The organism is Streptomyces bottropensis ATCC 25435 (assembly GCF_000383595.1).
Classification (GTDB): Bacteria; Actinomycetota; Actinomycetes; order Streptomycetales; family Streptomycetaceae; genus Streptomyces; species Streptomyces bottropensis.
In genome coordinates this window covers 7,739,573-7,765,762 of record NZ_KB911581.1, presented here as the reverse complement: position 1 = coordinate 7,765,762, position 26,190 = coordinate 7,739,573, and the positions used below count along the sequence as shown (strand labels likewise).

At 68.2% G+C, this 26,190-nt stretch carries 17 protein-coding genes; 7 read left to right on the top strand and 10 right to left on the bottom strand.

Going from position 1 to position 26,190, the window contains the following annotated elements; genetic code table 11:
• Positions 1-45: 45 nt before the first annotated feature.
• The 5 genes from drmB to STRBO_RS0134375 all read right to left on the bottom strand — a co-directional run bounded on the left by drmB (position 46) and on the right by STRBO_RS0134375 (position 12,225).
• Positions 46-1,911, bottom strand: a complete 1,866-nt coding sequence (gene drmB / locus STRBO_RS0134395; protein ID WP_005486642.1) for a DUF1998 domain-containing protein — start codon at positions 1,909-1,911, stop codon at positions 46-48.
• Positions 1,908-5,162 (bottom strand): helicase-related protein, encoded by a 3,255-nt coding sequence (locus STRBO_RS0134390; protein ID WP_020115541.1) that lies wholly within the window; start codon positions 5,160-5,162, stop codon positions 1,908-1,910. Before STRBO_RS0134390 ends, drmB begins: the two co-directional genes overlap by 4 nt.
• Positions 5,159-7,063: a UvrD-helicase domain-containing protein gene (locus STRBO_RS0134385; protein WP_028797003.1), complete on the bottom strand. Its 1,905-nt coding sequence runs from the start codon at positions 7,061-7,063 to the stop codon at positions 5,159-5,161. Before STRBO_RS0134385 ends, STRBO_RS0134390 begins: the two co-directional genes overlap by 4 nt.
• Positions 7,060-11,823 carry a DEAD/DEAH box helicase gene (locus STRBO_RS0134380; RefSeq protein ID WP_028797002.1) on the bottom strand — a complete coding sequence of 1,588 codons (4,764 nt, stop codon included), beginning with the start codon at positions 11,821-11,823 and terminating at the stop codon, positions 7,060-7,062. The genes STRBO_RS0134385 and STRBO_RS0134380 overlap by 4 nt, the downstream gene beginning before the upstream one ends.
• A gap of 198 nt (positions 11,824-12,021) precedes the next feature.
• On the bottom strand, positions 12,022-12,225 hold the full coding sequence (locus STRBO_RS0134375; RefSeq protein WP_005486632.1) for a hypothetical protein: 204 nt from the start codon (positions 12,223-12,225) through the stop codon (positions 12,022-12,024).
• 540 nt (positions 12,226-12,765) lie between these two features.
• On the opposite strand from STRBO_RS0134375, the gene STRBO_RS0134370 reads away from it, so the two are divergent.
• Genes STRBO_RS0134370 through STRBO_RS0134360 form a run of 3 tightly spaced genes read left to right on the top strand, consistent with a single transcriptional unit; the run spans position 12,766 to position 16,792 of the window.
• On the top strand, positions 12,766-14,919 hold the full coding sequence (locus tag STRBO_RS0134370) for a helix-turn-helix domain-containing protein (protein ID WP_005486630.1): 2,154 nt from the start codon (positions 12,766-12,768) through the stop codon (positions 14,917-14,919).
• 2 nt (positions 14,920-14,921) lie between these two features.
• Positions 14,922-15,917: a hypothetical protein gene (locus tag STRBO_RS0134365; RefSeq protein ID WP_005486628.1), complete on the top strand. Its 996-nt coding sequence runs from the start codon at positions 14,922-14,924 to the stop codon at positions 15,915-15,917.
• The gene (locus tag STRBO_RS0134360; RefSeq protein ID WP_005486626.1) at positions 15,914-16,792 is read left to right on the top strand and encodes a DUF6339 family protein; all 879 of its coding nucleotides are present in this window, start codon (positions 15,914-15,916) and stop codon (positions 16,790-16,792) included. Before STRBO_RS0134365 ends, STRBO_RS0134360 begins: the two co-directional genes overlap by 4 nt.
• A 36-nt stretch (positions 16,793-16,828) precedes the next feature.
• Here the strand turns inward: STRBO_RS0134360 and STRBO_RS0134355 are convergent, their stop codons facing one another.
• The 5 genes from STRBO_RS0134355 to STRBO_RS0134335 all read right to left on the bottom strand — a co-directional run bounded on the left by STRBO_RS0134355 (position 16,829) and on the right by STRBO_RS0134335 (position 22,820).
• On the bottom strand, positions 16,829-18,190 hold the full coding sequence (locus tag STRBO_RS0134355; RefSeq protein ID WP_005486625.1) for a DNA cytosine methyltransferase: 1,362 nt from the start codon (positions 18,188-18,190) through the stop codon (positions 16,829-16,831).
• Between the two features lie 11 nt (positions 18,191-18,201).
• Entirely contained in the window at positions 18,202-19,197 is a 996-nt protein-coding gene (locus STRBO_RS0134350; protein WP_005486623.1) for a DNA cytosine methyltransferase, read from the bottom strand.
• Positions 19,185-19,595 carry a very short patch repair endonuclease gene (locus STRBO_RS0134345; protein WP_020115537.1) on the bottom strand — a complete coding sequence of 137 codons (411 nt, stop codon included), beginning with the start codon at positions 19,593-19,595 and terminating at the stop codon, positions 19,185-19,187. Before STRBO_RS0134345 ends, STRBO_RS0134350 begins: the two co-directional genes overlap by 13 nt.
• Positions 19,596-20,043: 448 nt before the next feature.
• Complete coding sequence (locus STRBO_RS0134340; RefSeq protein WP_005486618.1) at positions 20,044-21,054, bottom strand: SEC-C domain-containing protein; 1,011 nt, start codon at positions 21,052-21,054, stop codon at positions 20,044-20,046.
• 212 nt (positions 21,055-21,266) lie between these two features.
• Positions 21,267-22,820, bottom strand: a complete 1,554-nt coding sequence (locus tag STRBO_RS0134335; protein ID WP_005486617.1) for a glycoside hydrolase — start codon at positions 22,818-22,820, stop codon at positions 21,267-21,269.
• A 200-nt stretch (positions 22,821-23,020) separates the two neighbouring features.
• Between STRBO_RS0134335 and STRBO_RS0134330 the strand changes: the two genes are divergently transcribed.
• The 4 genes from STRBO_RS0134330 (at position 23,021) to STRBO_RS0134315 (ending at position 26,089) form a co-directional block, all read left to right on the top strand.
• On the top strand, positions 23,021-23,758 hold the full coding sequence (locus STRBO_RS0134330) for a class E sortase (protein WP_005486616.1): 738 nt from the start codon (positions 23,021-23,023) through the stop codon (positions 23,756-23,758).
• Between the two features lie 61 nt (positions 23,759-23,819).
• Positions 23,820-24,131 (top strand): DUF6412 domain-containing protein, encoded by a 312-nt coding sequence (locus STRBO_RS0134325; RefSeq protein WP_005486615.1) that lies wholly within the window; start codon positions 23,820-23,822, stop codon positions 24,129-24,131.
• Positions 24,132-24,272: 141 nt separating this feature from the next.
• Positions 24,273-25,070, top strand: coding sequence for a YidC/Oxa1 family membrane protein insertase (locus tag STRBO_RS0134320; protein ID WP_005486614.1), 798 nt, complete (start codon positions 24,273-24,275; stop codon positions 25,068-25,070).
• Positions 25,071-25,231: 161 nt separating this feature from the next.
• The gene (locus STRBO_RS0134315; protein WP_028797001.1) at positions 25,232-26,089 is read left to right on the top strand and encodes a fumarylacetoacetate hydrolase family protein; all 858 of its coding nucleotides are present in this window, start codon (positions 25,232-25,234) and stop codon (positions 26,087-26,089) included.
• Positions 26,090-26,190: the final 101 nt, after the last annotated feature.

The window sequence follows — 26,190 nt, the reverse complement described above, 5'->3', positions numbered from 1 at the left end:
AGCAGGCTCAGTCTTCTCCTTCTACCGGCCCGCACGGCGCTGACGTCACTGGTCCAACAGACTCACGAAGAAGCCCAGACGAGGATCCTCCGGCGTCCCGACAAGCAGTGCGCGATCGAGCAGGATGTTGTTCTGCTCGCAACTCGTCTCGGGGAGCAACACGCACGCGTGGCACGCAGCGAGATTGGTACCCCCCGTGCCGGACGCCTCGGACTCGACGCAGAGCGGGTCGGAGGAGCACCACGCGGCACGGTGGACAGCCGAGCGGATCGCCTGGTCGAGACGCCTCGGCTCGCCCTGTGCGACGAGCCCGCCGAGGCTGCCCGCCGAGTCGCTCGTCGCGGTGTAGATGAGCACTCCTGCCATGTCGTCGGCGGTGTACAGGCGCTCGCGCAGGGAAGCGGCTGGATAGCCCGCATCCAGGCTCCACTCGTTGATGAGTACATGGGCCAGGGTGTGCAGCAGCACCATGCGAGGGGTGGCCGGGGACGGAACGACGCTGCTCGGGTCTCCCGCCCGCTGTTCCAGCACCCGCTGGTGCGCGGTGCGCATTCGCTCGACCCGCGCGGCCACCGCCGTGGCCCTCTCCCAGGTGCCGAGCCGGTCTTCGTCCAAGCGGAAGAAGACCCCCTCGCCGCGCACCTCCATGGCAGGGAGCCAGCGCAAGGGGGAGCTGGAGAGCGGCATCTCCTTCGACTCGGTCGTGGAGTCGGGATCGGCGAGTCGGGTGAACGCTTTCAGGGCGCGTACCTCGCGGAGCTTCTTGACCAGCATCGGCCCCGTGACGCCGAGCGGGCCGAGAATGCTTTGGTCGCCCAGCGGGCTCTCACAGACGAACTGCTCCTCGTGGGAGTCCTCACCCTTGTCGTTGCCCGAGCGGAGACGCTCGTACTCCTTGTTGCGGAGGGCGAGATAGCGATGGTCGAAAGTGGGGCCCGCCTCGCCGTCGGAGTCCTCCTCGCGCTCCGCGTCGAGCAGATCCATCACCTCGTCCAGGGGGACGGGGCAGTTGCCTTTGAAGACACCCTTCAGATAGATCTCGACGTGCTCGCGGCTGTCGTACACGCGGAGCGCATCCCAGTGCTCGGCCAGCGGATCCGCGCGACCGTTGCTCCACGGAGGGATGGAGAGCGCCGACTTCAGCACCGGCTGCCACACCGCCGAGGAACCACGCTGAAGTGTGCGCAGCGGGAGCCCGCACTCCTGGGCGGGGGCGCCCGTGCCGAGCCACGGCCGGGATCCGAAGCACTTCAGGCCCAGATCTTTCAGAGCGTTCCTACGGAAGGAGCCCTCCATGGAGACCTCAGGAGCCTTTCCGCAGGTGCAGGAGACGAGAATCGAACGGAGCGAGGACGTACGCCCGGACGTACGCAGCTTGAGCCTTCCCCCGCACTGTCCGGTCGTCGAGGCACCCCGGTCCTTGGAACGGTGCACCCACTGCCAGTACGGGAACTCTCCGAGGTGCCCGGCCTCGCACGCGACGACGAAACGGGAGGGCACGAGTTCGGCGTCACACGTGCCGCAGACGCTACGTCCGGCCGGCGGGTTGAAGTCACGGTGCCGCTGCAGGTCGTCGCACTCGGGGCAGGAGTGCATCAAGGGGAAACGGCGGACCCTGAGTCCGTCCCTGCTGTTGTCGTCGGACGCGGGCGGCAGTCGGAAGTAGTCGACGCCGAGCAGGCGAGCCAGTCGTCGTTCGTGGATCCGAGGCGATTCGTCGGTGCTCCAGCTCTGATCGGCTTCGTCCAGGCCGGAGACGACGAAGGACTCGGCGTCGACGGCGATGAGCGATCCGATGCCGTACGTGGTGATCGCCTGGGCGCGGCGGACCGCACCGCGTCGCGGGAGGTTATGGGCGGGGGCGGAGCCGTTCGCGCCGGTCCGACGGCGGCGGGCGGGGGGCGGGGTCATCGGGTTCCCTCCATGAACAGGGCGGACTCGGCGTCGACGTCGCGCAGGCTCCACAGCGTGGGCCACGCCTCCGCGTCCTCGGACTCGTCGTCGTACGCCTTCAGGAGTGAGGGAGCGCGGTTGCCCCGTTCCGGCTCGAAGAGCAGGTCACTGTGATTGCTAGCCTCCTTGCACCACCATTCGACGAACTCGTCGAAGGCGTGGGACGTGGCGTCGACCTCCTCGGGGCTGACCGCTTCGACGCGCTCTAGGAGCACGGACCTGATACGGCCTCGGAGGATGTGTTCGTAGGACTCGACCTTGCTCGCGCCATTCTTGGGGCGGGCATCACTGATCAGGATGCGAGCCAGAGCGACGATCACCGCGTGCAGACCCCGGTCGCGGGCACGCGCGGAGAACGGTGTGACAGAGGTGGATTCGACCTCTCGGTAGAGGGCCGAGTGGAAGTGCTGGAAGCTCTCGTAGTGGGAGCGGTCCCGGGACCGGGTCGAGTTGAGCATGACCGTCACCAGGCCGGGGTGCGCGCGGCCGACACGGCTCGTGGCCTGGATGTACTCAGCCGTCGTCTGCGGCTGGCCCATCACGGCCATGAGACCGAGGCGGTCCACGTCCACGCCCACCGCGATCATGTTGGTGGCCAGGAGGACGTCCACCGCGTCGTCGTCGGGGAACCTCTTCTCAATGCCTTTGAGACGGGTCGGAATCTCGCTGGCGTCGACCCGGCTGGTCAGCTCCGAATAGTTGGTGACCGGGCGGACCCCTACCCCCTCGCGCGCGCCGAGCAGTTCCAGATAGGCCACCACGTCGTCGTGGACCTGGAGTTCGGCCGCGGAGAGCAGCCTGAGGCTGTTGAAGTAGCCGACGAGACTCCAGTACGCGTCGCGAACCTCGTCGGTGGTCTCTGCGTTCTTGGCCCGGTGCAGCAGAGTGGCGTACGTGCGGATCAGCAGGGTGGACTGGCTGGTGCCGGGCGACAGGAGGCCGACATAGCGGCGGCTCGCCTTCTCCTCGCGGGGTGTCTCCACAGCGAACCACGAGTCGCGCGCGTCAAGACCGGCGGGCGGGAACTGGCGCACGCCGCGTGCGAAGAGGTGACGCCCTTGGTCGGCGGCGCGACGGATCGTCGCTGTGGATGCGATCACCTTGGGGCGGCGCGCCAGCGCGTCGACGGCGGTTTCGTACAAGCCGGTAAGGGTGCCCAACGGGCCTGAGATCAGGTGGAGTTCGTCCTGGATGATCAGTTCTGGGGGCGGAGTGTCGCCATTCAGATCATCGAGATTGAAGAGTGCCGCTGTCTCCGGACGCCACGGCATCGACGCGAACTTGTCGACGGTGGCGATCACCAGTGTCGGCCGTGCGTCGTACACCGCCTCGTCGATCAGGTGCACGGGGAGGCCGTGGGTGAAATCGCAGTCTGTGTTGGAACAGCGGACATGCATCCGCTTGGCGTCCACGTCGGCCTCGTAGTTCCGGGCGTCCAAACGGGTTCCGCACCAAGGGCAGGCGTGCAACTGAACGGGGTTTTCGGTGGCGAGGCGTTTGTCCAGGTTCTTGCGCAGTTCGTCGAGCTTCTGGTCCGCCACGGCCAGCTTGTTGGGTGTGGCCGAGCGGCCCACCCACATGCCGATGGAGAACTCCTCATGCCCCAACTCGGGCGTGTGGCGCCGCATTTTCTCCATGGCGCAGAGAAGGATCGCCGCACGCTCGAACTGCTGGAGGGTGAGCAGCCGCAGCGTGTAGCGCATGAGGACGGTGACGCCACCGCCGTCCGCGCCCTTGCGGATACGACGCAGGAACGACGTGATGGCGATGAGACCGAGATAGGCCTCGGTTTTGCCACCACCGGTGGGGAACCACAGCAGGTCGGATACGTCGCGGTCTCGGTGCCCGGGGTCGTGGATGCCTGCCAGGCAGAGCAGCACGAACGCGATCTGGAAGGGGCGCCAGCGACCGGCGGCCGGATCGGGGGCTCCGACCCGGCCGCTTTTCACCCAGGCACTGCGGGCGCGCTGGTCGGCCATGGCTTTGTTGGCGAGCCGGAACGCCCACATCAGGTCGGGCTCGGTCCGCAGCAGCTCGATGCCCTCGCGGATCCGGTCGAGCGCCTCACGACAGGCCTCCACCTGTTCCAGCGCGGGCTGCTCGTGGGCGTCGCCCGTCAACGCGTCCGCTTCCGCCGCCTTCCGGTCGATCCAGGCCTCATATCCGGTGGCGAGATCCTCCAGAGCGGTCAGAACGTCGATCTCGGGCTTCTCGGCGAGCCTCAGCATGGACAGCGCCGAGCTGTCGATCTCCGGATTGGAGTCGGTGAGCAGTACTTCCACGGAAGGCACGAACTCGCTCCGCACCTCCGCGACCGCGGCCCTTCGGGTGTCGGTCATGCCGACCGGTGGTGGTGCCCAGTCCCATTCGGCGGCGCAGCCGTGGCCGACAGCGAAGGTCGGAGCGTGGCGGTGCAGCAGCCTGCTGGTGGCGACCTCCGGGTCATGGGCGAACGTCGGCGCGGGGCGCTCGACGAACGCGGTGGAGCCGTTGACCGCCTGGACGGTTAGACCGCACTGGAAAAGGGAGAACGCGTCCTGGAGTTCGCGTTCGCCGACCTGGTGGGTGTTGACGAGTGTGACGGTGACGGTGACCGTGCCGGTGGTCGGGTGGGGGCGTCGGACGTTGACCCGCAATCGGACCCCCGTGCCGAGTTCGACCTTCCTGTCGGGGGCGGGAGTGGTCACGTCCACCTCGGTGTCCGGCAGCTCCAGCTCCCTGCGCCGCCACTGCTCCCGCTGGTCGGACGTGGTCCGAGCCTCGGCACGCCGAGCCTCGATCGGCTTGCCCTCCGGATCGGTGGGTTCGTAGAGGGCGGCTCGCGCCGAGACGACGATCGCGTCGCTTATGGCCGGGTCGACCGCGAAGGTCAACCCCATCGACGACGGACGGCGGGAGCTCGCGGCGCCCACCTCCTGCGCGGTACCGGACTCCTCGACGCTGTCACCCGTGCGCAGCGGAGCGATATCCAGGCCATCCTGCTCGGCGTCGTCCTCACGGATCCGCTGCTCCGAGGTCGGGTCGGCCGGTCGTGGGTAGAGGACCCCGGTCAGGTACCGATCGATCGGCGCGTCCTGGGTGAGGATCTCGTCTCGGTCCTCAGCCGTGGCGTCCACAGGGGGGCCGAGAAGCTCGCGGCGGAGCCCCACCAGCAGATCCTGGTCCCTGACCCGGTAGTGCTCGGAGTGTCGGCCTGCCACCTGCGTCATGCGCGCTGCTCCTCGTTCTCGTCAGCCCGTCGATACCTTCCGATGCCGGTGATCCGGGGGGCGATCCATGCCCCACGGTCACCAAGACCGGCGTTGGCGCCGGCTGCGACGCTGCCCGTCACCGTCTCCAGGGTGTCGATCCGGTTGCCGTGGATCTCGTCTGGCCACCAGGGTTCCCACGTCCGGTTCACCTTCTGCACCTGGAACAGCTCCTCGCGAAACCGCTCCGACGCCTCACCGATCTCTCGACCGTCGTGCAGCAAGGCGTACGGCGGGCTCTGGTACTCACCCATCGGTACATCGTGCCGCTTGCGCAGCACGACTTCCTGTCCAGGGCCCGCCTGCGCCAGTAGGTACGCCTGGGTCGCGACCGCGTCAATCTCGTGGCCGGGTGGGTTGTCCCGGCAGACGTCCCCCGCCTCGGCCACGAGGCCGAACCTGTCGTACGACTGCCATCCCCCCACATAGCGGCGGCCGTTCTTTCGTCCGCCGGCCCGCTTGAGAATCGGCAACTCGGGTGACCGCGCGTGATACAGGTCCTCGCGGGCGCGAGTCATCGCCACATACAGGGCGCGGGCCTCGGCGGGGAGATCCAAGTCGTCCTTGTGCTGCTTGCGCAGCTCGGCGATGGTCGGTGGGGTCAGAACGATCACCCGGTCGAATTCGAGCCCCTTGGCCCGATGCACGGTGGAAACCACGAGGCGCGCGGTCTCCGGGTCGGCGGCGTCGTCTGGGAACCTGCCGTCGGCGACTGCACGACGCAGCCGCTCCAGATCGAGCACACCGCGTCCGGCCGAGCGGGCGACCCGCCGCAGGACCGTCCACAGGACGCTCGTGTCGGGCTCGTACGACAGGGGAACTTCCGCGAGCAGCGTGCGGAACCGGTCCTCGGTGAGGCCGGTCGCCTCGGTGCGGCGCAGCAGCTCGGCAACCCAATAGGGCACCGGCCGCTCTTCGAGGGGGCGCCGCAGCCGGTGCTCGACGTCGTTCTTGTGCAGCAGCTCAGAGACCACCAACGCCTGTCGGTTGTCGCGGGTGAGGATCGCGCAGGTGTCGGGGAAGGTCCGCAATCCCTCCAGGGCGAAGGGATCGGCAAGGTCGCCCAGGTCGTTCGCCGGATCAAGGAGTAGTTCGCGCAGTTCCTCGTACGCGGTCGCCGCCTCGTCCGCGTCGGTGACCCGCTGGAGCCGGGGACCGTACGCCAACGCGATCCGTGCCTCGGGGGTGACGGCGCGGAAGTTCCGTGTGAGGCGCAGCTCCACGAGTTCGTCGGGGTAAGAGCCACGCAGCCAGTCGAAGAACCGACCGGTCTCGTCGGCGCGTTCGGTCGGGTCCTCGATCTGGAAGCCGTAGACGGACTGGGCGGCGTCGCCGACGACGGTGAAGCCGCAGCTGTCCTGGTACCGGTCCAGCAGCGTCTCCACCAGTTCTCGGCGGCCTCCCACCAGGTCCTGGACCTCGTCGATCACGACATGGGCGGGAGGGAAGGCGTCGCCGGTCTCCAGCACGCCTTCCTCGACCGCCTGCGCGGCGGCGTCGATCCGCTCGTCGAAGCCGACCGCACCCCACTCGCCGTCCGGCTGCCACTGAAGGAGCACCCCGTACGCCCAGGCGTCGAAGGTCTGCGCCCGCACCCGCCCGGCCCGCTCCCCGTGCCGGGCGATCCGCTCACGCAACTCGCGGGCGGCGGCCCGGGAGAAGGTGAGCACCAGGATTTCGGCAGCCTCCAACGCCTCGTCGGGATCCTCGTGACCGCACAGCGCGTCGAGTCGACGCACCAGCGTGTGCGTCTTTCCCGCCCCGGCGCCGGCGGTCACCAGGACACGTGCGTCCCAGGGCTGCTCGACCACGGCCCGCTGCTCGTCGGTGAGCGGTGGGCTGTCGAGGTAGGCATCGGTCACGTTCTGCTCCACAGGTGCTCGAACTCGGTGAAAGCGAGTCGGGTGTCGAAGTTCGCGATGTTGTCGCTGACGTTGAGGATCAGACACGTGGGCTTACCGCCGTTGAGCGGACCACGCAGGCCGCGACCGATCATCTGCTGATAGACGTTGGTGCTGTAGACGGGGCGGGCCACCACCACGGTACGGGTGGCCGGGGCATCGAATCCCTGGGCGAGCACGCCGTAGTTGGTGAGCACCTGGATGCGTCCCTCGCGGAACTGCTCGACGCGTGTGCGGCGGTCCTGGTCGCTGGTCGTCGCGTCCACGGCCGCGGACCGGATGCCCCGGTCGTTGAGCATGGCCGACAAGTACTTGGCATGGTCGACGGAGGTGGCGAAGACCAGCGTCGGCCCGTCGTCGACCACATCGACCACTGAGTCGACGATGCGCCTGCTGCGCGCGTGGTCGTCGGCGAGACGCTGCTCGGCGGCACGGGACAGCATCGCCATCCGTTCGGCCTGAGCCTTTTCGTCACGGGTCAGTTCGATCCGACCACCTTCCAGGGTGCGGTGTTCCACCTGTGCGAGCATCCCCCACTCCTGGAGGTCCCGGTACGGATCACCGGACGGGAAGACACCCTCGTCGAGACGACGGTTCCCGAAGCGCCCGACCAGACGGCGCGTCTCCTCCTCGTTGGTGTTGCGGAAGGGCGTGGCCGTCAGACCGAGCAGGTGCCGACCGGTCTCGTACTGGGTGAGCCCCAACTGCCGCAGGAGTGCGGTGTACCGCGGGGAGACGGCGGTGTGGGCCTCGTCCACGATCACCAGTGAGGCCTGACGCAGCCATGCGTATGGTTCGGTGTCCAGGCAGCGATCCAGTTTCGCGTCGGTGGCGACCACCAGCTGCGGGTGGTCGAGGACGTTCCCGACTTCGTTGCCGCCCCAGAGCCTGCTGATGGTGAGCGGACGCTCCGCACCGACCTTGCTCCAGACGAACTTCCAGCTCTGCACGGCCTGTTCGCATAGTTCGTCGCTCTGAGCGATCCACAGCAGCGGTCCGCTCAGGTCGCCGACGCGCTTGACCCAGCGGATCACGGCCTCGGCGGTGACCCGAGTCTTGCCCGCGCCGGTCGGCAGCGACAGCATCCCGCGCTGGGGAGCGAGGCGGTCGAGCATGGTGGTGATGTTGCGGACCAGATCCTCCTGGTACGCGTGGAGACTCGGGAAGTCCCGAGGGCCCTCGATGATCTCGAACGCAGGTCGGGACGGGGTGCGGGAGCCCGCGAAGGACCCAGGAAGCTTCAGGTCCGACACGAAGGAGACGGCGGACGAGGAGCCGGTGTAGGCGACGGGGGCGTCGGGGAACCTTGCCTGGATGTCGCGGGCGTGTTGATGGAGGACGCCGTCGCCGTGCGCGTTGAAAGCCATCTGCGCGATCCGCCGCCCCGAGGGTTGTACACCGTCGGTCGCCTGCAGTTCCGCCTCCATCAACCCTTCGGGGAGACCGATCCGGAGCGCCTCCGCCCCGACCAGCAGCTCAATCTTGGTGACCACGTCGTCGGTGTCACGCACGGCCTTCCGGGCCGCTTGCATCGCGCCGTCCCGAGCCATCCGGTCCTGATGTTCGAGCACGGCTCGGCAGCCGGACGAGCCCAGGCCCAGACTCAGTTCGCGGTCGATCAGCCGGAGCATCGGTTCGGGATCCAGCGGGACACGGACCTTGACGGTGCCGTCCTGGCGTACGGCGTCCAAAGGGGTGGCCTGGGTCCCGTTGGGCGTGCGGGTTACCTCTTCCAGTTCGGTGCACCGCTGCACCAGGCTGTTCCTGTTGGAGCTGTTGAGGTGCCTGCGCAGGCCGGGATACAGCTCGACCAAGGGCACCGGATCGCCCTCGACGACCTCACGGGTCTCCCGGCTGATCATGTCGGCGTAGCGGAGCATGCCCCACTTCTCGACCATCAGCTCGGCGTCCCTGGCGGTCGGCACGAGCAGCGCGGGAAGCTGCTCGGCGCGGAGCACCCGATACTCTGCGGTTCCGACGGCGAGCGTGATCTCGTCGTCGGGACGGGCCCCCCAACTGTCGCCGATACGGCAGCGGGTGAGAGCGTCCTCGGGAAAGTCCGCGCCGAACCGGGTCAGCATCACGTAGGTGGCGCCCACAAAGGAGTCGTCCTCGCTCCGGGACACTTCGTCGAGGAGCATGGCCCAGCGATCTGCCGGAACCTCGTCGACCGTCGCAGGTAGGCGCAGCTTGCGGGCCTTCTCGGCCGACAGATCGGCGACCGGCAGGACATCGCGATAGGCGGCGAGCTGGGGACCGACGGCTTCGTTGAGCGGCTTGGTTCCCTGGGAGGTGGCGACCGTTCCGTACTTCCGGAGCATCCAGTGGATCGGTGATTCCACGCGCTGTCGAGTGCTGCTCTGCGCACCGATCTGCCGTGTCCAGCTGTCCACCACGGCGTCGTCGGGAAGAGCCTTGAGGAAGGCGGCGCGGGACTCCTCCGAGAGCGCCCGGAACAGGTGTAGCGGACCCCCGATCGCGGCTCCCTCGACCTTCATCCGGCTCAGGGCGGGGCGCGGCGCTGTGCTGCTCAAATTGCGCAGATAGTCCGAGTGAACTGCTTGCCGGTACTCTTCGAACCAGGCTTCCCCCTCCTTTGGACGTACTCCTGTGCTGGGTCGGTCCCGCAGGCCGACCTGGGCGAAGAAGGCGGCATCGTCGGAGTGGAACGTCATGTCGACGGCCACGGAAGGGTCCCGCCGTGCGTCGACCACCTTGCCCGGAAGCATGCAGTCCTCGATGGGCCGGAACCTTCCGTCGGCGGTACGCACGCGCAGAGTGGATCCCGGCGTGGCGACCCGTTCCAGCACCCTGTGAGCCAGGTGCCGGATTCCGGCCTTGCGGAACAGCTCCCAGAACCGCCGCCACTCGGCGTCTCGGTAGCCGTCGAATCCCTGGTCGAGGACGCTGACGAAGCGCCCTTCCAGGTCCGCCTCGCGGATGCCGAGAACGTTGAGCGCGTGGGCCAGCGACGGGTCCTGGGCGAGTGCGTCGTCCACATACACGAGGGACTCACGCAGCCCGCCCTGGTCGGCGCGACGGAACACCCGGCCGCGTACGGGCGCGACGAGCCCATGCTCCTCCGTGAGCACGATGTGTGCCTTGCGGGCCTCTTCCGCGTACGGTGAACCGACCTCGATCATGTCCGCAAGGATCCGGATCGCCGCGGCCGAGGCCTCGGCGGTACCGCTCGTGACCAGGGCCTCCAGCCAGGTGCGGACATCCGCTCGTTCGTGCCGGGCCGCTTCGAGGATGTGCTCGACCTTTCCGGAACGCAGCGAGTCGGTCTCGACGCTCGGGTGCAGCCAGTTCGAGGGGCGACCAGGGCACTCGTGCCACATCCGCAGCCACCCGGCCAGCCTCTTCAAGTCTTTCTTGTCGAACCGGGGGTGCACACGCAGCTCGGCGGGGGCGCGCAGCACACCTTTTTGGTCGGGCAGCGACGGACGGGTCGCGGCACGGGCCCAGATCTCCCGGGTCAGGAACTCGTCGGCCCAGCTGATCGCCTCTTTGACTCGCCCGGGAAGCAAGGGCAAGTAGGCGGCGGGGTCCTCGGCGGGCGACAGAGCGGGAAGCGAGTCGACGACCAACGCCGCCGACACCCTGATCATCTCCTGGTTGAAAGGTGAGGAGTCGAGCAGGTTCTGTCGGTCCTCGTTGGTCTTCCACGCGCCGTTGAGGATGCCGCTCAATGACATCTCGTACTTGGTCGGGAAGAAGGACCAGAACCTGCCGCGACCACGGATCTGCGAGTTGACGTACAGGCCGGTCTCCGGGTTCTTCCGCAGGGCGGGTACACCCCAGGAGAGGTCGAGCGAGACCCGGTCGTGGAGTTCACCGGCGTCCGCCTGGGCCGCTCGGCCGGGTGTGTGGCTGGTGGTGAACACCCGCCAATGGATGGTGGCTGCTTTCCCGGTCCTCTCCTCGGTCACGGTGTGCAGATCACCGGTCTGCCGCGTGGTCAGGACCCGGCGGGCTGCAGGAAGGTGACGGCGGTCCTCGAGAACGACCTTCGCGACGTGTGGTGAGAAGAGCTGGAAGCCCACCGGGAACTCGTCGCGAGGCTCGCCGTGCTCCTTGGCGTTCCCACCATGCATGTCCAGCCCCAGCCGGCGGTCCGCCTTCGGGAGCAAGGGCAGGCGTACGACGGTGGTCGCCCAGCTCAGCAGCTCATGCAGGACGGGGTCGGCGGCGCGCTCGGCCTGCACGTTGAGAGGGCGGGCCATCCGCAGCACGGGGGCGTCGAATTCCGCACCGTATCGAGCGGTCACGCCGGGCACGCTCTTGATTTGTTCGTACGACCAGGCGCGGTCGAACCCGAAACTTCCGGTGCTGCTGAAGAATTCCGGTGTGTCGGTCACGACGAGGACGGACTTCACGCCCACGCCGAACCTGCCGATCTGCCCTCCGCGCTTCTTCGACATACTCATCCGAAGAATTGTCTCAGCGCCCTCGGGGGTGACAGGATTTCCTTCGTTCGCGCAGTACAGGTGGGTACCGGTGAGGACGACGTGGACCTTTCCACCGGGCTCCTCGGCGATTTCGTCGGCCGCGTTCTGGACGAGTTCGAAAAGTTGACGGTCGCCGTATCCCCCTTGGGTGATGCGACGCTCGCTATTTGCGTGCTCGGCTACGAGGCCGGGGTCGACGGCATACGTCTTGAGGACACGGGAAGACTGTTCGATAACGGTGTCAATTACCGGAGAGGATGACTGCGACACGGTCCTGCACTCCTGAGGTGTCAAGGATTCGGGCGGTGGTGTGCGTGAGGGGCCGACTGTCGTCTCGTACAGCCGGCCCACAGGACGTGCGAGAGGTGCCAGAGGGTGCGCAAAATCTTCGCCTTCGCATGTCTGTGCTGGTGAAGGCGGTAGGCGTATGCTTCGAAGGTTTCCCGCGCACGGTGGATGCGGAGAAGGTCAGTCCGAAGACGGGGTGTCGTCGTCCGGCGGTTCCGTACCGTCCCTCAGCTGCGGAAACCTTGCCAGGAATTCCTCCTCGCACGGATGCCCTCTCAGCAGGTCCGCTGCCGCCTTGAGTTCGATGCTCCCCATGGCGATGGCCGAGTTGAATGCACTCAAGCCACGCTGCGAATCCAAGTCGTGACTGTTGTACTCGTCCATAATCAGGTCCCCCTGTCGCATCGGCCGCGCAGGGGTGCATAAAGGCACAATCGACCCCTCGTGGAAAGTTGGTGTAGAAATCTCGGGAAAACGTTCCGCTATGAAAATCAGACTAGCAGGATCCCAGTCTGCCTGACTAGTCATCAGAACCGACGGGGAAGACGCTTGCGTGAGCCTCGATCTGCAGCCGTGAACTCTGCTTCTCGGCCGATTTTGGACATACGTCTGACAGGGTCGGCCGTGTCACTCGACTTTCGAGTTTCCGGGCGAGACGAGAGCTATGCCGTCCATAAAATCGTATCGGACGTCGATCGTGGGGGTCAACCCAACTGCCCCTCGTTGACGCCGAATTGAACCCTCCGCATGTGAGGTTCGGCTCAAAAGGTGTGAAAATCGGGCAATCTAGCCTATCGACTTCGGTGGCCCTGGGGCCCGATTCCGATCAACTGTTGGTTGACAGCGTTCATGGCGTCAAATTAGCCTCCTGGTCAGTCGCCAGCGAGTTGCAGGCGACTCCGAGGGGAAGCGCAGGTGGCACGGTTGGACACAGGCGAAGAGTTCGGGCCCTGGTTGGCCCGTCAGCTCAAGCTCGCGGGGAAGACACAGGCCGAACTGGCCCAGGAACTCAAGCTGACGCGGGCCGCCATCTCCGCGTGGATCACCGGGAGGTCGACCCCGCGTCCGACCGTCATGGTGGAGATCGCCAAGGCGCTCGGCACCGACGTCGGCACGGTGCACACCCGTACCACAGACACCCAGGCCGGTCTGCCGGTCACCTGGTATCACCGCCCCGGGTACCCCGACGGCGGTCGTGAGCTGGGTAACGCCGCGGCCTTCGCCTTCGACGCCGACGTGCAGGTGCTCGCCCGGGAGACCTGTCAGAACAGCCTCGACGAACGGCTGACCGAGAACGGCCGACCTGTCAGGGTCCGCTACACCCTGCACGAGTTGACCGGCGAGATGCTCGACGCCTTCCGTGAGGCGATCCTTTGGAACGACCTCTTCCCGCACTACTCCGCGGTATCGGAGGGGGCGGGAAGTCAGAAGGTCGGCCGGGTCGTGGACGCCGGGGTGCGCGACATGTACGAGAAGGGCCGCTTGGTCCTGCTGCGTGTCGACGACTACAACGCGTCGGGGCTCACCGGAGACGACTACGAGGACGGCAAGTTCGCCGCCGTGGTCAGGCGGCAACTGGAGAGCCTCAAGTCGGGGCACAGTGCGGGTGGTTCGTACGGCTTGGGCAAGGCGACCCTGTGGGCCACGAGCGCCCTGGGACTCGTACTGATCAACTCCACTCTCTCCGAGCCCCATGAGGGGCGTACGGAACGACGGGTCATCGGGCGTCTCGAACTGCCCTGGCGCAGGGTGGACGGGGAGTCGTACGCGGGCCCCGCATGGTTCGGGCGCCCCGATCCCGACTCTCCCGGCGCGAGGGTCGCCCGCTCCTGGTGGGCGGACGAGGAGACTGTCGCTCGACTGCATCTCGCCCGGGAGAGTGACGAACCCGGCACTTCCTTCCTCATCGTCGGCGCGCACGACGTGGCCAGCCTGGAGGAGAACGGGGCCGATGCCGACGACGAGGCCATGGACGCGGAGAACGCCGAGGACACGCGAGACATCCGCAGCATGCACCGACGCCTGGTCGAGGCGTTGGGCCGCGACTTCTGGGCAGCGATGACCGCTGGGGGCAACCGGCTACCCCTGCTTGAGGTATCGGTCCGCGCCCTTCGCAACGGCGAAGTGGTCGTACCGGAGAAGCAGGTCGACCCGTCCGCCGAGCAGCCCGCACGGACCCGCGCCCTCCGCGCGCACTACGAGGGCGCCACCGTGGCCAGGCTCGTCGAGGCCGGCCAGGTGGCGGCGCGAAGCGTGCCGCTGAGGCTACCGTTGTCCGGAGGTGCACGAGGCACTCTCGGGACACACCAAGCGGTGCTCCTGGTCACCGACCTGGCCAACGACGCCGAGAGCGAAGACGGAGCGAAGAACCAGGTGCATTCGCTACGGGGCAACCGCATGACCGTCAAGACGGCAGGGGTCCCCAACCTGCCACTCGGCACGAACCCGTTCCAAGCCGTACTGCTCGTGGGCGAGGCCGCCGGCGAAGCCGCCCCCTTCGCGAAGGAGGCCGAGGAGTTCCTGCGCGCGGCGGAGCCGCCCGAGCACGATCGCTGGGGTCAGACCGAGGAGTTGTCCTTGCGCTGGTCGCCCTCCGCGTACCGACGGATCAACACGCTGACCACCGAGGTCAACAGCGCAGTGAGAGAACTCGTCGCACGGCCGAAGCGCGGCAGTCGTGACGGCGGTGAGGCACTGCGCAAGGCGTTGACCGTGAAGGCCAAGCCCAAGGCCAAGGCACCCTCCGGGCCGGTGGTTCCGGTGCTGGACGGTCTCGAGGCGACGGTCGGTGAAGAGGGTGAGTGGCGCATCACCGCGGAGGTGAGTATCCCGCGCGGCGACGAGATCGCTCCGATGGCGCCGGTCGCCCAACTCGATGTGCGTTCGGGTGGACGGCCGAAACTGGACTGGGCCGAGCTGATCGCTGTCGAGGGCTGTGAGGTGGAGGACGGGATGTTGCGCTTCGCGCCCGGTACCCGTCGCGCGAAGTTCCGAGGATCCACCGACGTCACCAGTCACCCGGTCAGGACCACGCTCACGCGCCTGGTCCTCGAACTCCGTGCCGGCAAGGGGGAGTGAGTGTGAAGATCTACCCCTACAAGCGGCTCAACCGACCGGTCGTTCTCAGAGTGACCTCGGTTTCGCTCAAACTCTCCGACGGCACCCGGGACCAACTGGAGACCACCGCCTACTCCACCCAGCAGCAGACCGTCGCGCTCGGCATCGCGGGCCACACCGACTGGGTGGGCGCCACGATCGGCCTCTCGGCGACGCTGCCGCCCGGTGTGAACGCACCGGACGCGGCCTGGTCCGACCTGAAGGTCATCGCCGTTCTGACGGACGGTGAGACCAACGTCCGCACTTCTGTGCCTCTCGCGCAGGACGCGGAGGACGGTCGTGACTGGTCAGGCTCCCTCGAAGTGTTCCGGGACGACCACATGGGTCGTGCCTCCCTCGCCGTGTACGCCGTCGGGACGGTGGACGAGGTACCCGGTCGCTCGATCGCGGAGACCGACCGGAGCTGGATCATCGACACGGTCTCCGACGAGCCGGTCCGCGGCCTCCGACTCGACGTCCAGAAAGCTCCGTTCAGGAAGAGTGCTCGGGCGTGGCTGCAGGCGTACGCGGACGCTCCCTGGATCGTGGACACCTCGACCAGAGTTCCCACCGTGTTCGTGAACACGGATGTCGAAGGAGTCATAGGGTTGCTGGACAGCAACGGCTCCGGAGTGGACAGCAAGGTGCGTGACCTCTTGGTCGCCCAGATGGCCACCGACGTCTGGACCGCCGTGTTCCACGGAGCCATCGGTGATGTGGAGGTGGAACCCGGTGGCGGTCCGGTCTTCCCGACCGACTGGCAGGGCGAGGTGTTGCGGGAGATGCTCCCGGATGTGATTCCCGGTGTGCACGTCGAGGAGGCCCTACGGCAGGTGCATCGACGACGCACCGGCGAATCGGGCTGGGTGGAGCTCCAGACCCGTATCCACTATGCGGCGGTGCGCCGTGCCGATGCCTCCAAGGCGCTCGCCTACGCCATCCGCAGTCTGGAACAGATGAACCGGGAGAGCGAGAAGTGATCGCCGCACCGAGCCATGTACCGGGGCGCCTGGCGCTGCTCGCCACGTCGGCCGTCGACCCGTTCCTCACCGAGGAGCTACTGACAGGCGAACAAGTGCACGGCGGCATCGACCTCGCCAAGGTCGTCGAGCCGCTCCCGGAGGACGACGCCAGGTGGTCGGTCGAGCCGATCCGAAGCCTGGTGGAGGACGCCATGTACGAGTTCCGGGCAGACCGCACCCGCGCTGACGCGTGGCTGGCGCCACGCCTCCATGCCACCCTGCGTCTGACACGGCGGGAGGCGGCGGACAAGCGTCTTTGGAACCACTTCGCCTTGGCGGTTGCTCCCGATTACGTCGCATGGCGCCACCTGTCGGAGCCGACGGCGAAGCGGCCGGAGAGGCGTATCGCCGCAGAGCGGTTCCGGGGCCCGGCCGACCGCCAGTGCTTCTCCCGGTTGTGGTGGGCGGCAGAACTCTTCCGGAACGGGCCGGACTACGAGCCGGTTGTCGCGGCCTGTGGGAACCAGGACCTCATCCACACGGTTCTGCGGATGGAGTTGATCGATCATCGTCCCACTGCCCAGGCTCTCGTCCGTCTTCTGAAAGGCGGGAAGATCACCACCGGGCGAGAGATCTTCGGCCTCAGTGTCGCGATCAATGCGGCCGGAGCGACGCTGGTGTACGACGTCCTCGCACGGGACGAGCCGAGGGATCCTGCTCGTCTGCGGGACTGGATCGCGGAGGCCGCATCGGCACCACCGGTCGATCGACGTCATCTCCCGGACGGACCCGACGAGGATCCTGTCCCGGAGAAGTCCGTGGCCTCACTTGCCGAGTACTTCGCCGAGCTGTTCGAGACCGCGCCGGTCAGGGGCAGGAAGAGCGTGGACTGACCGGCCCCGGAAATGCCGTACCCGCGAACGGTGTTGCTAGGTCTTCTTCCGGCGCGGACGCTCGGAGGAGGGTGCCGGCGCCTGGTCCTCCGGGCGCGGGCACCTGGCGGTGCAATCGTCCGCAGTCCCGCAGCCGTGGCTCCGCAACTTGGCTCGCTGCTCCTCTGTGGCCGCCGGCCACGGCTTGCGCAGCGCATCAGCGTCCGGTGCGGGGAGACCGAGCGCGGCGCTCAACAGGTGCGCCCCGAACAGGGGCGGTACGGCATTGCCCACCTGCTGCGCCTGAGCCTTACCGGACCACGGGTAGTCCGGTGGGAAGCTCTGCAGCATCCCCGCCTCGTTCATGCTGAACCGTGCACCCTCATAGACGATGTCCGCGTCGAGATGCTGGAAGACCACGAAGCGGGAGATGCGGCCGGTGACGGTGAACGCAGGTTGTCGATCGCTCCGAACTCCACGCCTTCCGGGGATTCCGGAGCTGCCGTAGTTCGAGCGGACCAGGAACGGAGTGTCGCGTCCCGGGTGTGTGCCCACCGCTTCGGCAAGCACGTCACCCATCGACCTCCAGGGCTGCAGGTCTTCGCCATCGGTTGCATCGTGTTCTTCCGCCAAGGTCGCCGAGTCCTCGTCGAAGGTCGGCTGATGAACCCGGCTCGATGCGGCCTGATCATCTTCGTTCCTACGATTCCACGCCTTGGCCTCGTAGGAATGGTGGGTCGGCTTGGGAAGTGACGGCTCATCGAGTCCTTCACGACGAGCGATCAGTACCGCACGTGATCGCTTCTGAGGGACCCCGTAGGTCTCGGTGTTGAGGAGGCCGACGACGGCCTTGTACTTGGTGCCGTCGGGAAGACCCGTTTCCTCCAGCACCTTGGCGTAGTGGTGCCAGAGTTCCTCGACCGCCGGGACCTGTTCCAGGACGATCACGTCGTACGGGCGCCTGCCGCGGTTCGGACTTCTGGTCGCCTGGAGGGCGTATCGGAGTGGTTCGAGGACCAGCGCGGTGCGCGGATCGCTGAGAGTCTTCAGATCCTCGTCGATCGCCTCGTCGGACTCGCCTGCCGTCAGTCGCTCGATGTACTCCTTGACCTTGTTCAGGTTCTTACGGCCCGCGCCGTGCCCGGCCACGGAGTAGGTCTGGCAGGGAGGTCCACCGGCCAGCACATTGATCTCCGGAGGTAGCGACTCGAAGGAGTCTCTGCGCACCGCGCTCACATCGGCGTGCAGTGTCTCCAGCCCGGCCGCGTATCGCGTGAGACAGGCACTCTTGTCCCACTCGATGCCGAGACTGGGGATGTCGAGAGTGTGCCCCGCGACATCCAGCCCTCCGGGTCCCGCGAAGAGATCCAGGACAAAAGGCTTGTCGAGGATGGACTGGTGTGGCGCCGTGCTGGTCATGTGGCGGAAGTCTAGCCGGCCGGGGAGGCTGCCGGATCCCGGTTCAACGCTTCGGCGACGGCTCGCCCCAGAGCTTCTCCGACGGGCGGCGGTGTCGCGTGTCCGACCTGGCGATATCGTGCGGTCTTGAGTCCGGCGATCTGCCATGATTCGGGAAAACCCTGCAACAACGCGGCCTGCTCAGTCGTGATCTTCACCATGTTGTCCCTGCCGAGCTCGGGATTCCAAACGAAGTCCGGACCCGGAATTCGGTCACCCACGGTGTGTGCGTTGACCCCCATGGTCGCCCACTTCCGCTTGGCCCCGGTCGGTCCCAGGTCCGCGCCGCCTCGGTTCTTCGAGCCTCCGACCAGTGTCGGAGCCGGTTGATCGGCTTGGGCGGCCCAGCGTGCAGCATCCTGCCACCCGTGTGCGGCCATGGACGGCCCCAGGATGACGCCGACCGTAGCCGGTTCGCTCACAGTGGGCGTCGGCTGTCGGAACGCTTCGGCCAGTGATCGTTCGACTGCTACGAGGACTCCCTGCTTCCGGTTCTGCGGTACGCCGAAGTCGACCGCATTGACGACGAACCAACTGAACTCATATCCCAGATGGGCGAGTTCGGCTCGAGCGAAGTCACGAAAGGGCTGGTAGTTGTCCGAATCGGCGAGCCCGGGGACGTTCTCGATGAGGATGGCCCGAGGCTTGATCGCATGGGCGAGCAGGACGGTCGCCCTCAGCAGTTCTTCCTCTTTGTCGGAATTCGTCCGCCCGATGGTCGCGCTCGACTTCACCCGTGGCAGGCCTGCCGCGAGGAGATCCACGTCGTAGCTCACGGGGTGCTCGGCCGGGTCGAAGTCCAGCAGATCGGCGCACAATACGTTCCACTGCGGTCGGTTGGCCTTCAAGGTTCTGACGGCCACCTCGTCCTCGTCCAGCAGGAGGCGCGGTTCGAATCCTGCCCGCTCCAGGCCGAGAGCAAGGCCACCAGCTCCGGAACACACATCCACGAAGGTCAGTCCCCCCACGCTTCCCGTCCCTTCGTTCCCTCTGCCAGACGTCGTTCCACTGTTGCGGCCACTCGCACGGCCACTTGCTCAGGGGCCTCATGCTCCCAGAACCGCAGCACCGTCCACCCCGCCGCGGTCAGATGCTCCGTAGTCTCCCGATCGCGGGCCGTGTTCCGGTCCAGCTTGTTGCGCCACCACTCTGCGTTCGACTTCGGCTGCGTGGCGTGCTCAGGGCAGCCGTGCCAAAAGCATCCGTCGATCAGCACGGCCACCTTGGCTCGGGTGAACGCCACGTCTATACGGCGTCTGGCCATGCCCGGGACCGGGAACTCCACGCGGTAGCGCAACCCGGCAGCGTGGAGCAGGCGACGAACGGCCAGTTCGGCGGCCGTGTCCTTGCTGACCTGTCTGCTCATGCGTGCGGAGACGGCGGGCGACAACGGCTTCATCGTGCTCAAGGCGGCTGTGCCTCACGATCGCGGCTCGGTCCGGTCGGGTGCAGTTCGATTCCACCACAGCGGAGGGGGCAGCCGCTCCGGATCTTGGTGATCGAGGAGCGGCGCGAGGGGGCGGTGTGGTCGAGGTGCCGTAGGGCCACTCGCTTCTTCGGCAGTGTCGCGCCTCCGCGGCCCACCTCAAGGGCGCTTCGCGTCGCCTGCGGCGATGGCCCTGCGGGCCACCCTTGACCCGGGCCGCTCCAGCGCGGGGGAGAAGCGAGCGAGCGGCCCGGAAGGGTGCGTGGTCCAGGTTGAGTGAGGCGAGGTCGGCTGGGTTGTGGGGCGGGGTGCCTGGCGCATTCGCGTCTCGCATGCACGCCGGGATTGCTTGGCGGCTTGCGGAGAAGTGGGGGACTGGCGCCTTGACCTACGCTCCGTGGCAGGTCTCGTAAGGCCGTTCCGAGCCGCACCAGCACGCGCTTCCCCGCTGCGGCGGCCACTCCACCGCCAACCCCCGCGCCGCCAGCGTCGTCGCGTACTGCGGGAGCAGTGTCGCGTCGGCCGGGGACGAGCCCTCCGAGGCGGCGAAGGCCTCGTAGGACGGCACCGTGCCGGTGACGATGCCCAGGTTCGGGGTGCCGGAGGCCGACAGTTCCCTCAGTGAGGCCTCTATCGTCGCGAGGTGTTCCTCGTGGGACGGGTATTCCGCGGCCAGGCCCGGGTAGGCCGAGACCAGCTCCGAGAGTTCGGTGGCCGGCCAGTGCAGGACCGCCACCGGGAACGGGCGGGACAGGGCCTCGCGGTAGGCGCCCAACTCCGCGCGCAGGCGGGAGATCTCGGCCTGGAGTTCCGCCGGGTTGTCCGAGCCCAGGGACCAGACGCGCTTGGGGTCGTGGAGTTCGTCCAGGGAGATCGACGAGGAGTGGAGGGTGTCCGCCACCGCGTCCCAGTTGTCGTGCGTCGCGCCCAGCATGCGGCGGACCCGGTGGCGGCCGAAGAGCAGGGGGCGGGTCGAGTAAGGGGGCTCTGCCACGTCCGTCAACAGCAGGGTCACGGCCGCCGTGAACGTGTCCTGGGCCGCCTCCAGCTCGTCGTGGGCCTCCAGGGCCTCGGCGACGATCACCCAGGGGGCCGGGTCGCGGGGGGCCGCCGCGCGGACGCCGTCGATGATCGCGCGGGCCTCCGCCTCGTGGCCGTACTCCCAGAGGTTGGACGCTTTCAGCGCTCGTACGAGGTGGGGGTTGTCCAGGGGGGTGGAGGAGGACAGGAGGCGGTCGTAGAGGGCTGTTGCCGTGGGGCGGTCGCCGGAGAGTTCGCGGTGGGCGGCGGCCTGGAGGAGGAGGTGCTCGGCGTCCTCGGGATAGAGGTCGGCGGTCCGCTCCAGGCGTGCCGCTTCGGCGTTGTGGTCGACGTTCTCGGCAGGCGTGTCGGGGCGCATGGACGACACCGTACTGCCCGTGGGGGAGGTAAGGGGATGGAGGTGAGGTACGGGCAGAGGTGGGAGGGAGCAGGCCTGGGCGCGTTCTCTCCCACCTCCCCACCTTTGCCTTCGGCTCTCCCTCGGGGACGGGCCCGGGACGCGCGGGCCGAGGGTGCGCGCGGGCCGAGGGCGGTTCCTCGGTCCGCGCACCGGCCCGAGCGGACGGTTCGCTAGATCGTCACCCCGTCGATCTGCAGTGTCTGCACCGCGCCCGCCGCGAACGGCACCGCCACCGTCTTGCCGCTCAGGCGCGTGTCCGCGTACGCGCGGTAGCGGTCGGAGCCGCCCGAGGTGTGGGTGTTCCAGCGGGGGACCAGGCCGTTCGCGCCGCCCGTCACCGTCGTGAAGTTCGCGAGGTTGAAGGTGAAGGTCTGGGCCGAAGAGGCGGTGTTGATCGCCACGATCACCAGGCGCTTGGCCGCCGCGTCGTACGCCGCCGCCGTGAAGCTGGAGCCCGTGTCCAGGATCGTCATTCCCGGGCGGATGTGGCGGCTGAACTGGGCCATCACGTAGTACTTGGTCTGGACCGTCGTGGGCTGGAGGGTGTTCTGGTCGTACGCGATCATCGCCCAGCCCGCCGTCGGGTCCATCACCTGCCAGTAGACCCAGGCCGTGGGGTGCAGCCAGCGGAAGTCGTAACAGAGGTTCCGCGCGAGGGTCCAGCCCGAACCGTCGCTGTCGCCCGTCTCCGAGTTCCAGAGCTTCTTGCCGGCGGTGGTGACCACGTCCGTGTAGAGGAGGTCGCGGCGGCCGTCCGCGCCCTGGTAGCCGTGCACGTTCACCTGGCTGACCAGGGCCTTCGTGGTGGAGTTGAAGGAGTTCCACGTCGAGCGGGCCGTGTCGTAGTTGGTCTCGTCGGAGGCCGAGATACGGACCGAGTTCAGGCCGCGTGCGTTCAACTCGCTGCGCATGTACGGGAGTACGGCTGCCTGGACCGCCGGGTCCATGTGGCAGCCCTCCTGGGTGCCGGTCGCCGTCCACCAGGAGGACGCCGGTTCGTTGAAGGGGTCGACCGTCGCGAAGTTCACGCCCCAGTTGTTCTTGGCGTAGAGGGCCACCGCCGCGAGGTGGGAGGCGTGCTGGCGGTAGTTCCAGGTCTGGAGGTTGTTGCCGCCGCCGGAGGCGCCCGAGGGGTTGTGGTTCGAACACATCCACCACATGGGCGAGTTGGCGAAGAGTTCCGTCGTCGCCCCGCGCGCCACGGCCTTCGTCAGGGCCGCGCGCTGGTTCGGGTCCGCCGTCCACTTCCAGGCCGAGGAGGTCGGGTTCTCGTTGGTGTAGTCCTGCCAGAAGCCCTCGATCTGCTTGAAGGCGGGAATGTTGGGGGACTTCACCATCGACTCGCCGTTGATGGAGTTCGAGCTGCACGCGCCGAGGTTGTAGCGGGCGATGTTCATGCCCAGGCCGGGCAGGGCCGTGCCGTTGTACGTCGTCGTCTTCGTGGTGAACCACAGGTCGGCGAAGTCGTCCCGGGCACCGAAGACGTTGGCCCACCAGGCCAGGGAGGTGCCCCAGCCCTCCCAAGTGCCGTACTTGGTGGCCGGGTTGACGGCGATGGTCGCGTCCGCGTGGGCCGTGCCGGCGCCGAGGGCCGTGCCGACCACCGCGCCGCCGGCCGCGGCGAGGAGGGCTCTGCGGCCGAAGGCGGCCGGGGGGCGATCGGCCGGCGGGGTCTGCGCGGCCGGTCTCGTCCGGTCGTCCGTGGGCTCGGGGGATGCAGTCATGTCAGCTCCGGGGGATGCGGGTGCCGAGGGGAGGGAAAGGTGGGGCTGGGGGACCGGCCACCTTCCGAACTGCTCAGGGAGACATCAGTGGGGACAACTGCTCTGTAGCGACATCGGAAGAGTCAGGGGTGAAAGGTGAGGTTGTCGAGAGGTGTGACAGCGCTTTCTCCTATTTCTTTCAAGGGTTGTGAGAAGGGGAGATGAAAGTCGCCCACCCCCGTGCGCTCCAGGTCGCCGCCGAGGCTGCCGTCACCCTCGGGCTCGTCCTCCTGCTCTTTCTCGCCCATCAGCTGTGGTGGACCAACCGGCAGGCCCAGGAGGGAGCGGCCCGCGAGGTGGCCGCCCTGGAGAGGGAGTGGAGCGCGGACACGGAGGGCAGCGCGGACACGGAGTGGAGCGCGGACACGGAGGGCAGCGCGGACACGGAGGGGAGCGGGGAGCGGGAGAGAAGCGGGGAGCGGGAGGGGAGGGGGGAGCGGGAGCGCCCGGGCAGGGCCTACGCCGTCCTCGCCATCCCCCGCCTCCACCTCCGCGTGCCCGTCGCCGAGGGGGTCGGCCGGGCGGACGTCCTCGACAGCGGGTACGTCGGGCACTACCCGGGGACCGCGCAGCCCGGCCGGCCCGGGAACCTCGCCCTCGCCGGGCACCGCAACACCCACGGCGAGCCCTTCCGCCACCTCGACCGGCTCGCGCCCGGTGACGAGGTCCGCATCGAGACCCGGGACGCCGTCCACATCTACGTCGTCGACCGGACGCTCCCGCAGACCGCGCCCGGCGACCGCGGGGTCCTGCGGCCCGTCCCGCGCAGCGACGTGCGGCCGTCGTACGGGTACGCCGAGCGAGGCCACTACCTCACGCTCACCACCTGCACGCCCGCGTACACCTCCACATACCGCCTCGTGGTCTGGGGGAAGCTACGCTCGGTGCGGCTCAGATGAGAGCATGTGTGCGACAGAGTGCGGTGCGGCAACCAGAGCACGGAGCAGGAAGGGGTGCGCGATGATCCGGAGCTGGATCGACCTGCGTCCCGCCGCCGTGCTGCTGCCGTTCCTCTTCCAGGTCGCCGTCCTCGACGCCGGCACGCTCTCCGCGGCCGTAGCCTTCGCCGCGACCGCCGCCGCCGGATCCGCGTTCGCCGCCTGTGCGGTGATCGCCTCACGCTGCGCCCCCGTCGTGCCTCGTACGCGCGTACGGACGGCCATACGGGACCGTGAGCGCCGTACGGCGTTCCTGCCCCAACGCGATCCCGACGCCCGCGGCCGCACGCGGCCCCGGGCGCCCGGACACGCCCTCCTGACGGCCACCGCGTAGGGCACGCCCCCTCTGTTCCAAGCTGCGCAAGCAGTCCAGGCACGTGCTCCTCGCGCGGGCCGTCGCGCCGGTTCCTGACCCCGGTCCGTCCCCGGACGGACGGGTCCCTGGCACGACGAGACCCCTGGAGGGCTCCCACCCATGTCCGTTTTCGCCGACCTCGTCGGACACCTCGCCGATCTGCTCCAGCCGCTGTTCCACGCCTCCGCGACGGCCTTCGCGATCGTCCTGTTCACGGCGCTCGTACGACTGCTCGTGCACCCCCTGTCCCGGGCGGCGGCACGGGGGCAGCGGGCCCGGATCGCCCTGCAGCCGCAGATCGCGGAGCTGCGGAAGAAGCACGCGAAGAACCCGGAGAAGCTGCAGAAGGCCATGCTGGAGCTGCACACCAAGGAGAAGGTGTCGCCGCTGTCCGGCTGCCTGCCCAGTCTCTGCCAGCTGCCCGCCTTCTTCCTCCTCTACCACCTCTTCTCCAACCGGACGATCGGCGGTGAGGCCAACGCGCTCCTCACCCACCGCCTCTTCGCCGCCCCGCTCGGCGACCGCTTTGCCGACGCGCTCGGCGACGGCGGCGTGCTCGGGCCGCAGGGGCTCGTCTACGTCGGCCTCTTCGTGATCGTCGCGGGGGTCGCGACCTTCAACTTCCGCCGTACGAAGCGGATGATGGCGGCGGGTACGGCCGGTCTGCCGGCCGGGTCGGACGAGCAGCTGCCCGGGATGGCGGCGAGCATGGGGGCCGTCAGCAGGTTCATGCCGTTCATGTCCTTCTTCACGCTGCTCAGCGTGGCGGTGGTGCCGCTGGCGGCCGCGCTGTACGTGGTGACCAGTACGACGTGGAGCGCGGTGGAGCGGGCGCTGCTCTACCCCCTGCCGACGGCGGGGGCCGGGGCCGCGGCGGGTACCGGCACCGGTGCCTCGTCGACCGCCACGGCGCAGTAGCGGGCGGCTGGCGCGGACGGGCGGTTACGAGCCGGGCGAGCAGGGCGGTCCACTACGTGAACCGGGTATTGCGGAGTGGACCGTGACCTTGGACGATCGACCAGTCCTCCGATGGCTGCACCCATCGGTCGGGCGGCGGACGACCGAGGGAGATGGCCATCATGAAGCTGCTGCGAGTCGGTACGGCGGGTGCGGAGCGGCCCGCGCTGCTCGACGCCGAGGGAGTCCTGCGGGACCTGTCGGGCGTCGTCCCGGACATCGACGGCGCGCTGCTCGCGGACGAGGAGGCGCTTCTGCGGGTCAGGGCCGCCGCCGGGAGCGGTGAGCTGCCCGTCCTGGACGCGGCGGGGCTGCGCGTCGGGCCGCCGCTCGCCCGTATCGGCAAGATCGTCTGCATCGGGCTCAACTACCACGACCACGCGCGCGAGACGGGGGCCGAGCCGCCCGCCGAGCCGGTGATCTTCTTCAAGGCGGCGGACACCGTGGTCGGGCCCCACGACACGGTGCTCGTGCCGCGCGGGTCGGTCAAGACCGACTGGGAGGTCGAGCTGGCGGTCGTGATCGGGCGTACGGCCCGGTACGTCGAGTCGCGTGATGCGGCGCTCGCGCATGTCGCCGGGTACGCGGTGTCGCACGACGTGTCCGAGCGGGAGTTCCAGCTGGAGCGCGGCGGCACGTGGGACAAGGGCAAGAACTGCGAGACGTTCAATCCGCTGGGGCCGTGGCTGGTGACCGCGGACGAGGTTCCCGATCCGCAGAAGCTGGGGCTTCGGCTCTGGGTCAACGGGGAGTTGAAGCAGGACGGGACGACCGGGGAGCAGATCTTCGCGGTGAGTGAGGTCGTGCGGTACGTCAGTCAGTTCATGACGCTGTACCCCGGGGATGTCATCAACACGGGGACGCCGGCGGGCGTGGCGTTGGGGGAGCCCGAGCCCAAGCCGTTCCTTCGTGCGGGCGATGTGGTCGAGCTGGAGATCGACGGGCTCGGGCGGCAGAGGCAGGAGTTCAGGGACGCGTAGGGGCTCCGCTCGGGTGCCGGGTGCCGGGTGCCGGGTGCCGGGTGCCGGGTGCCGGGTGGCTAGGTGGTGGGGACCGCGGTTCGTCGGCGGCCGCGGTTCGT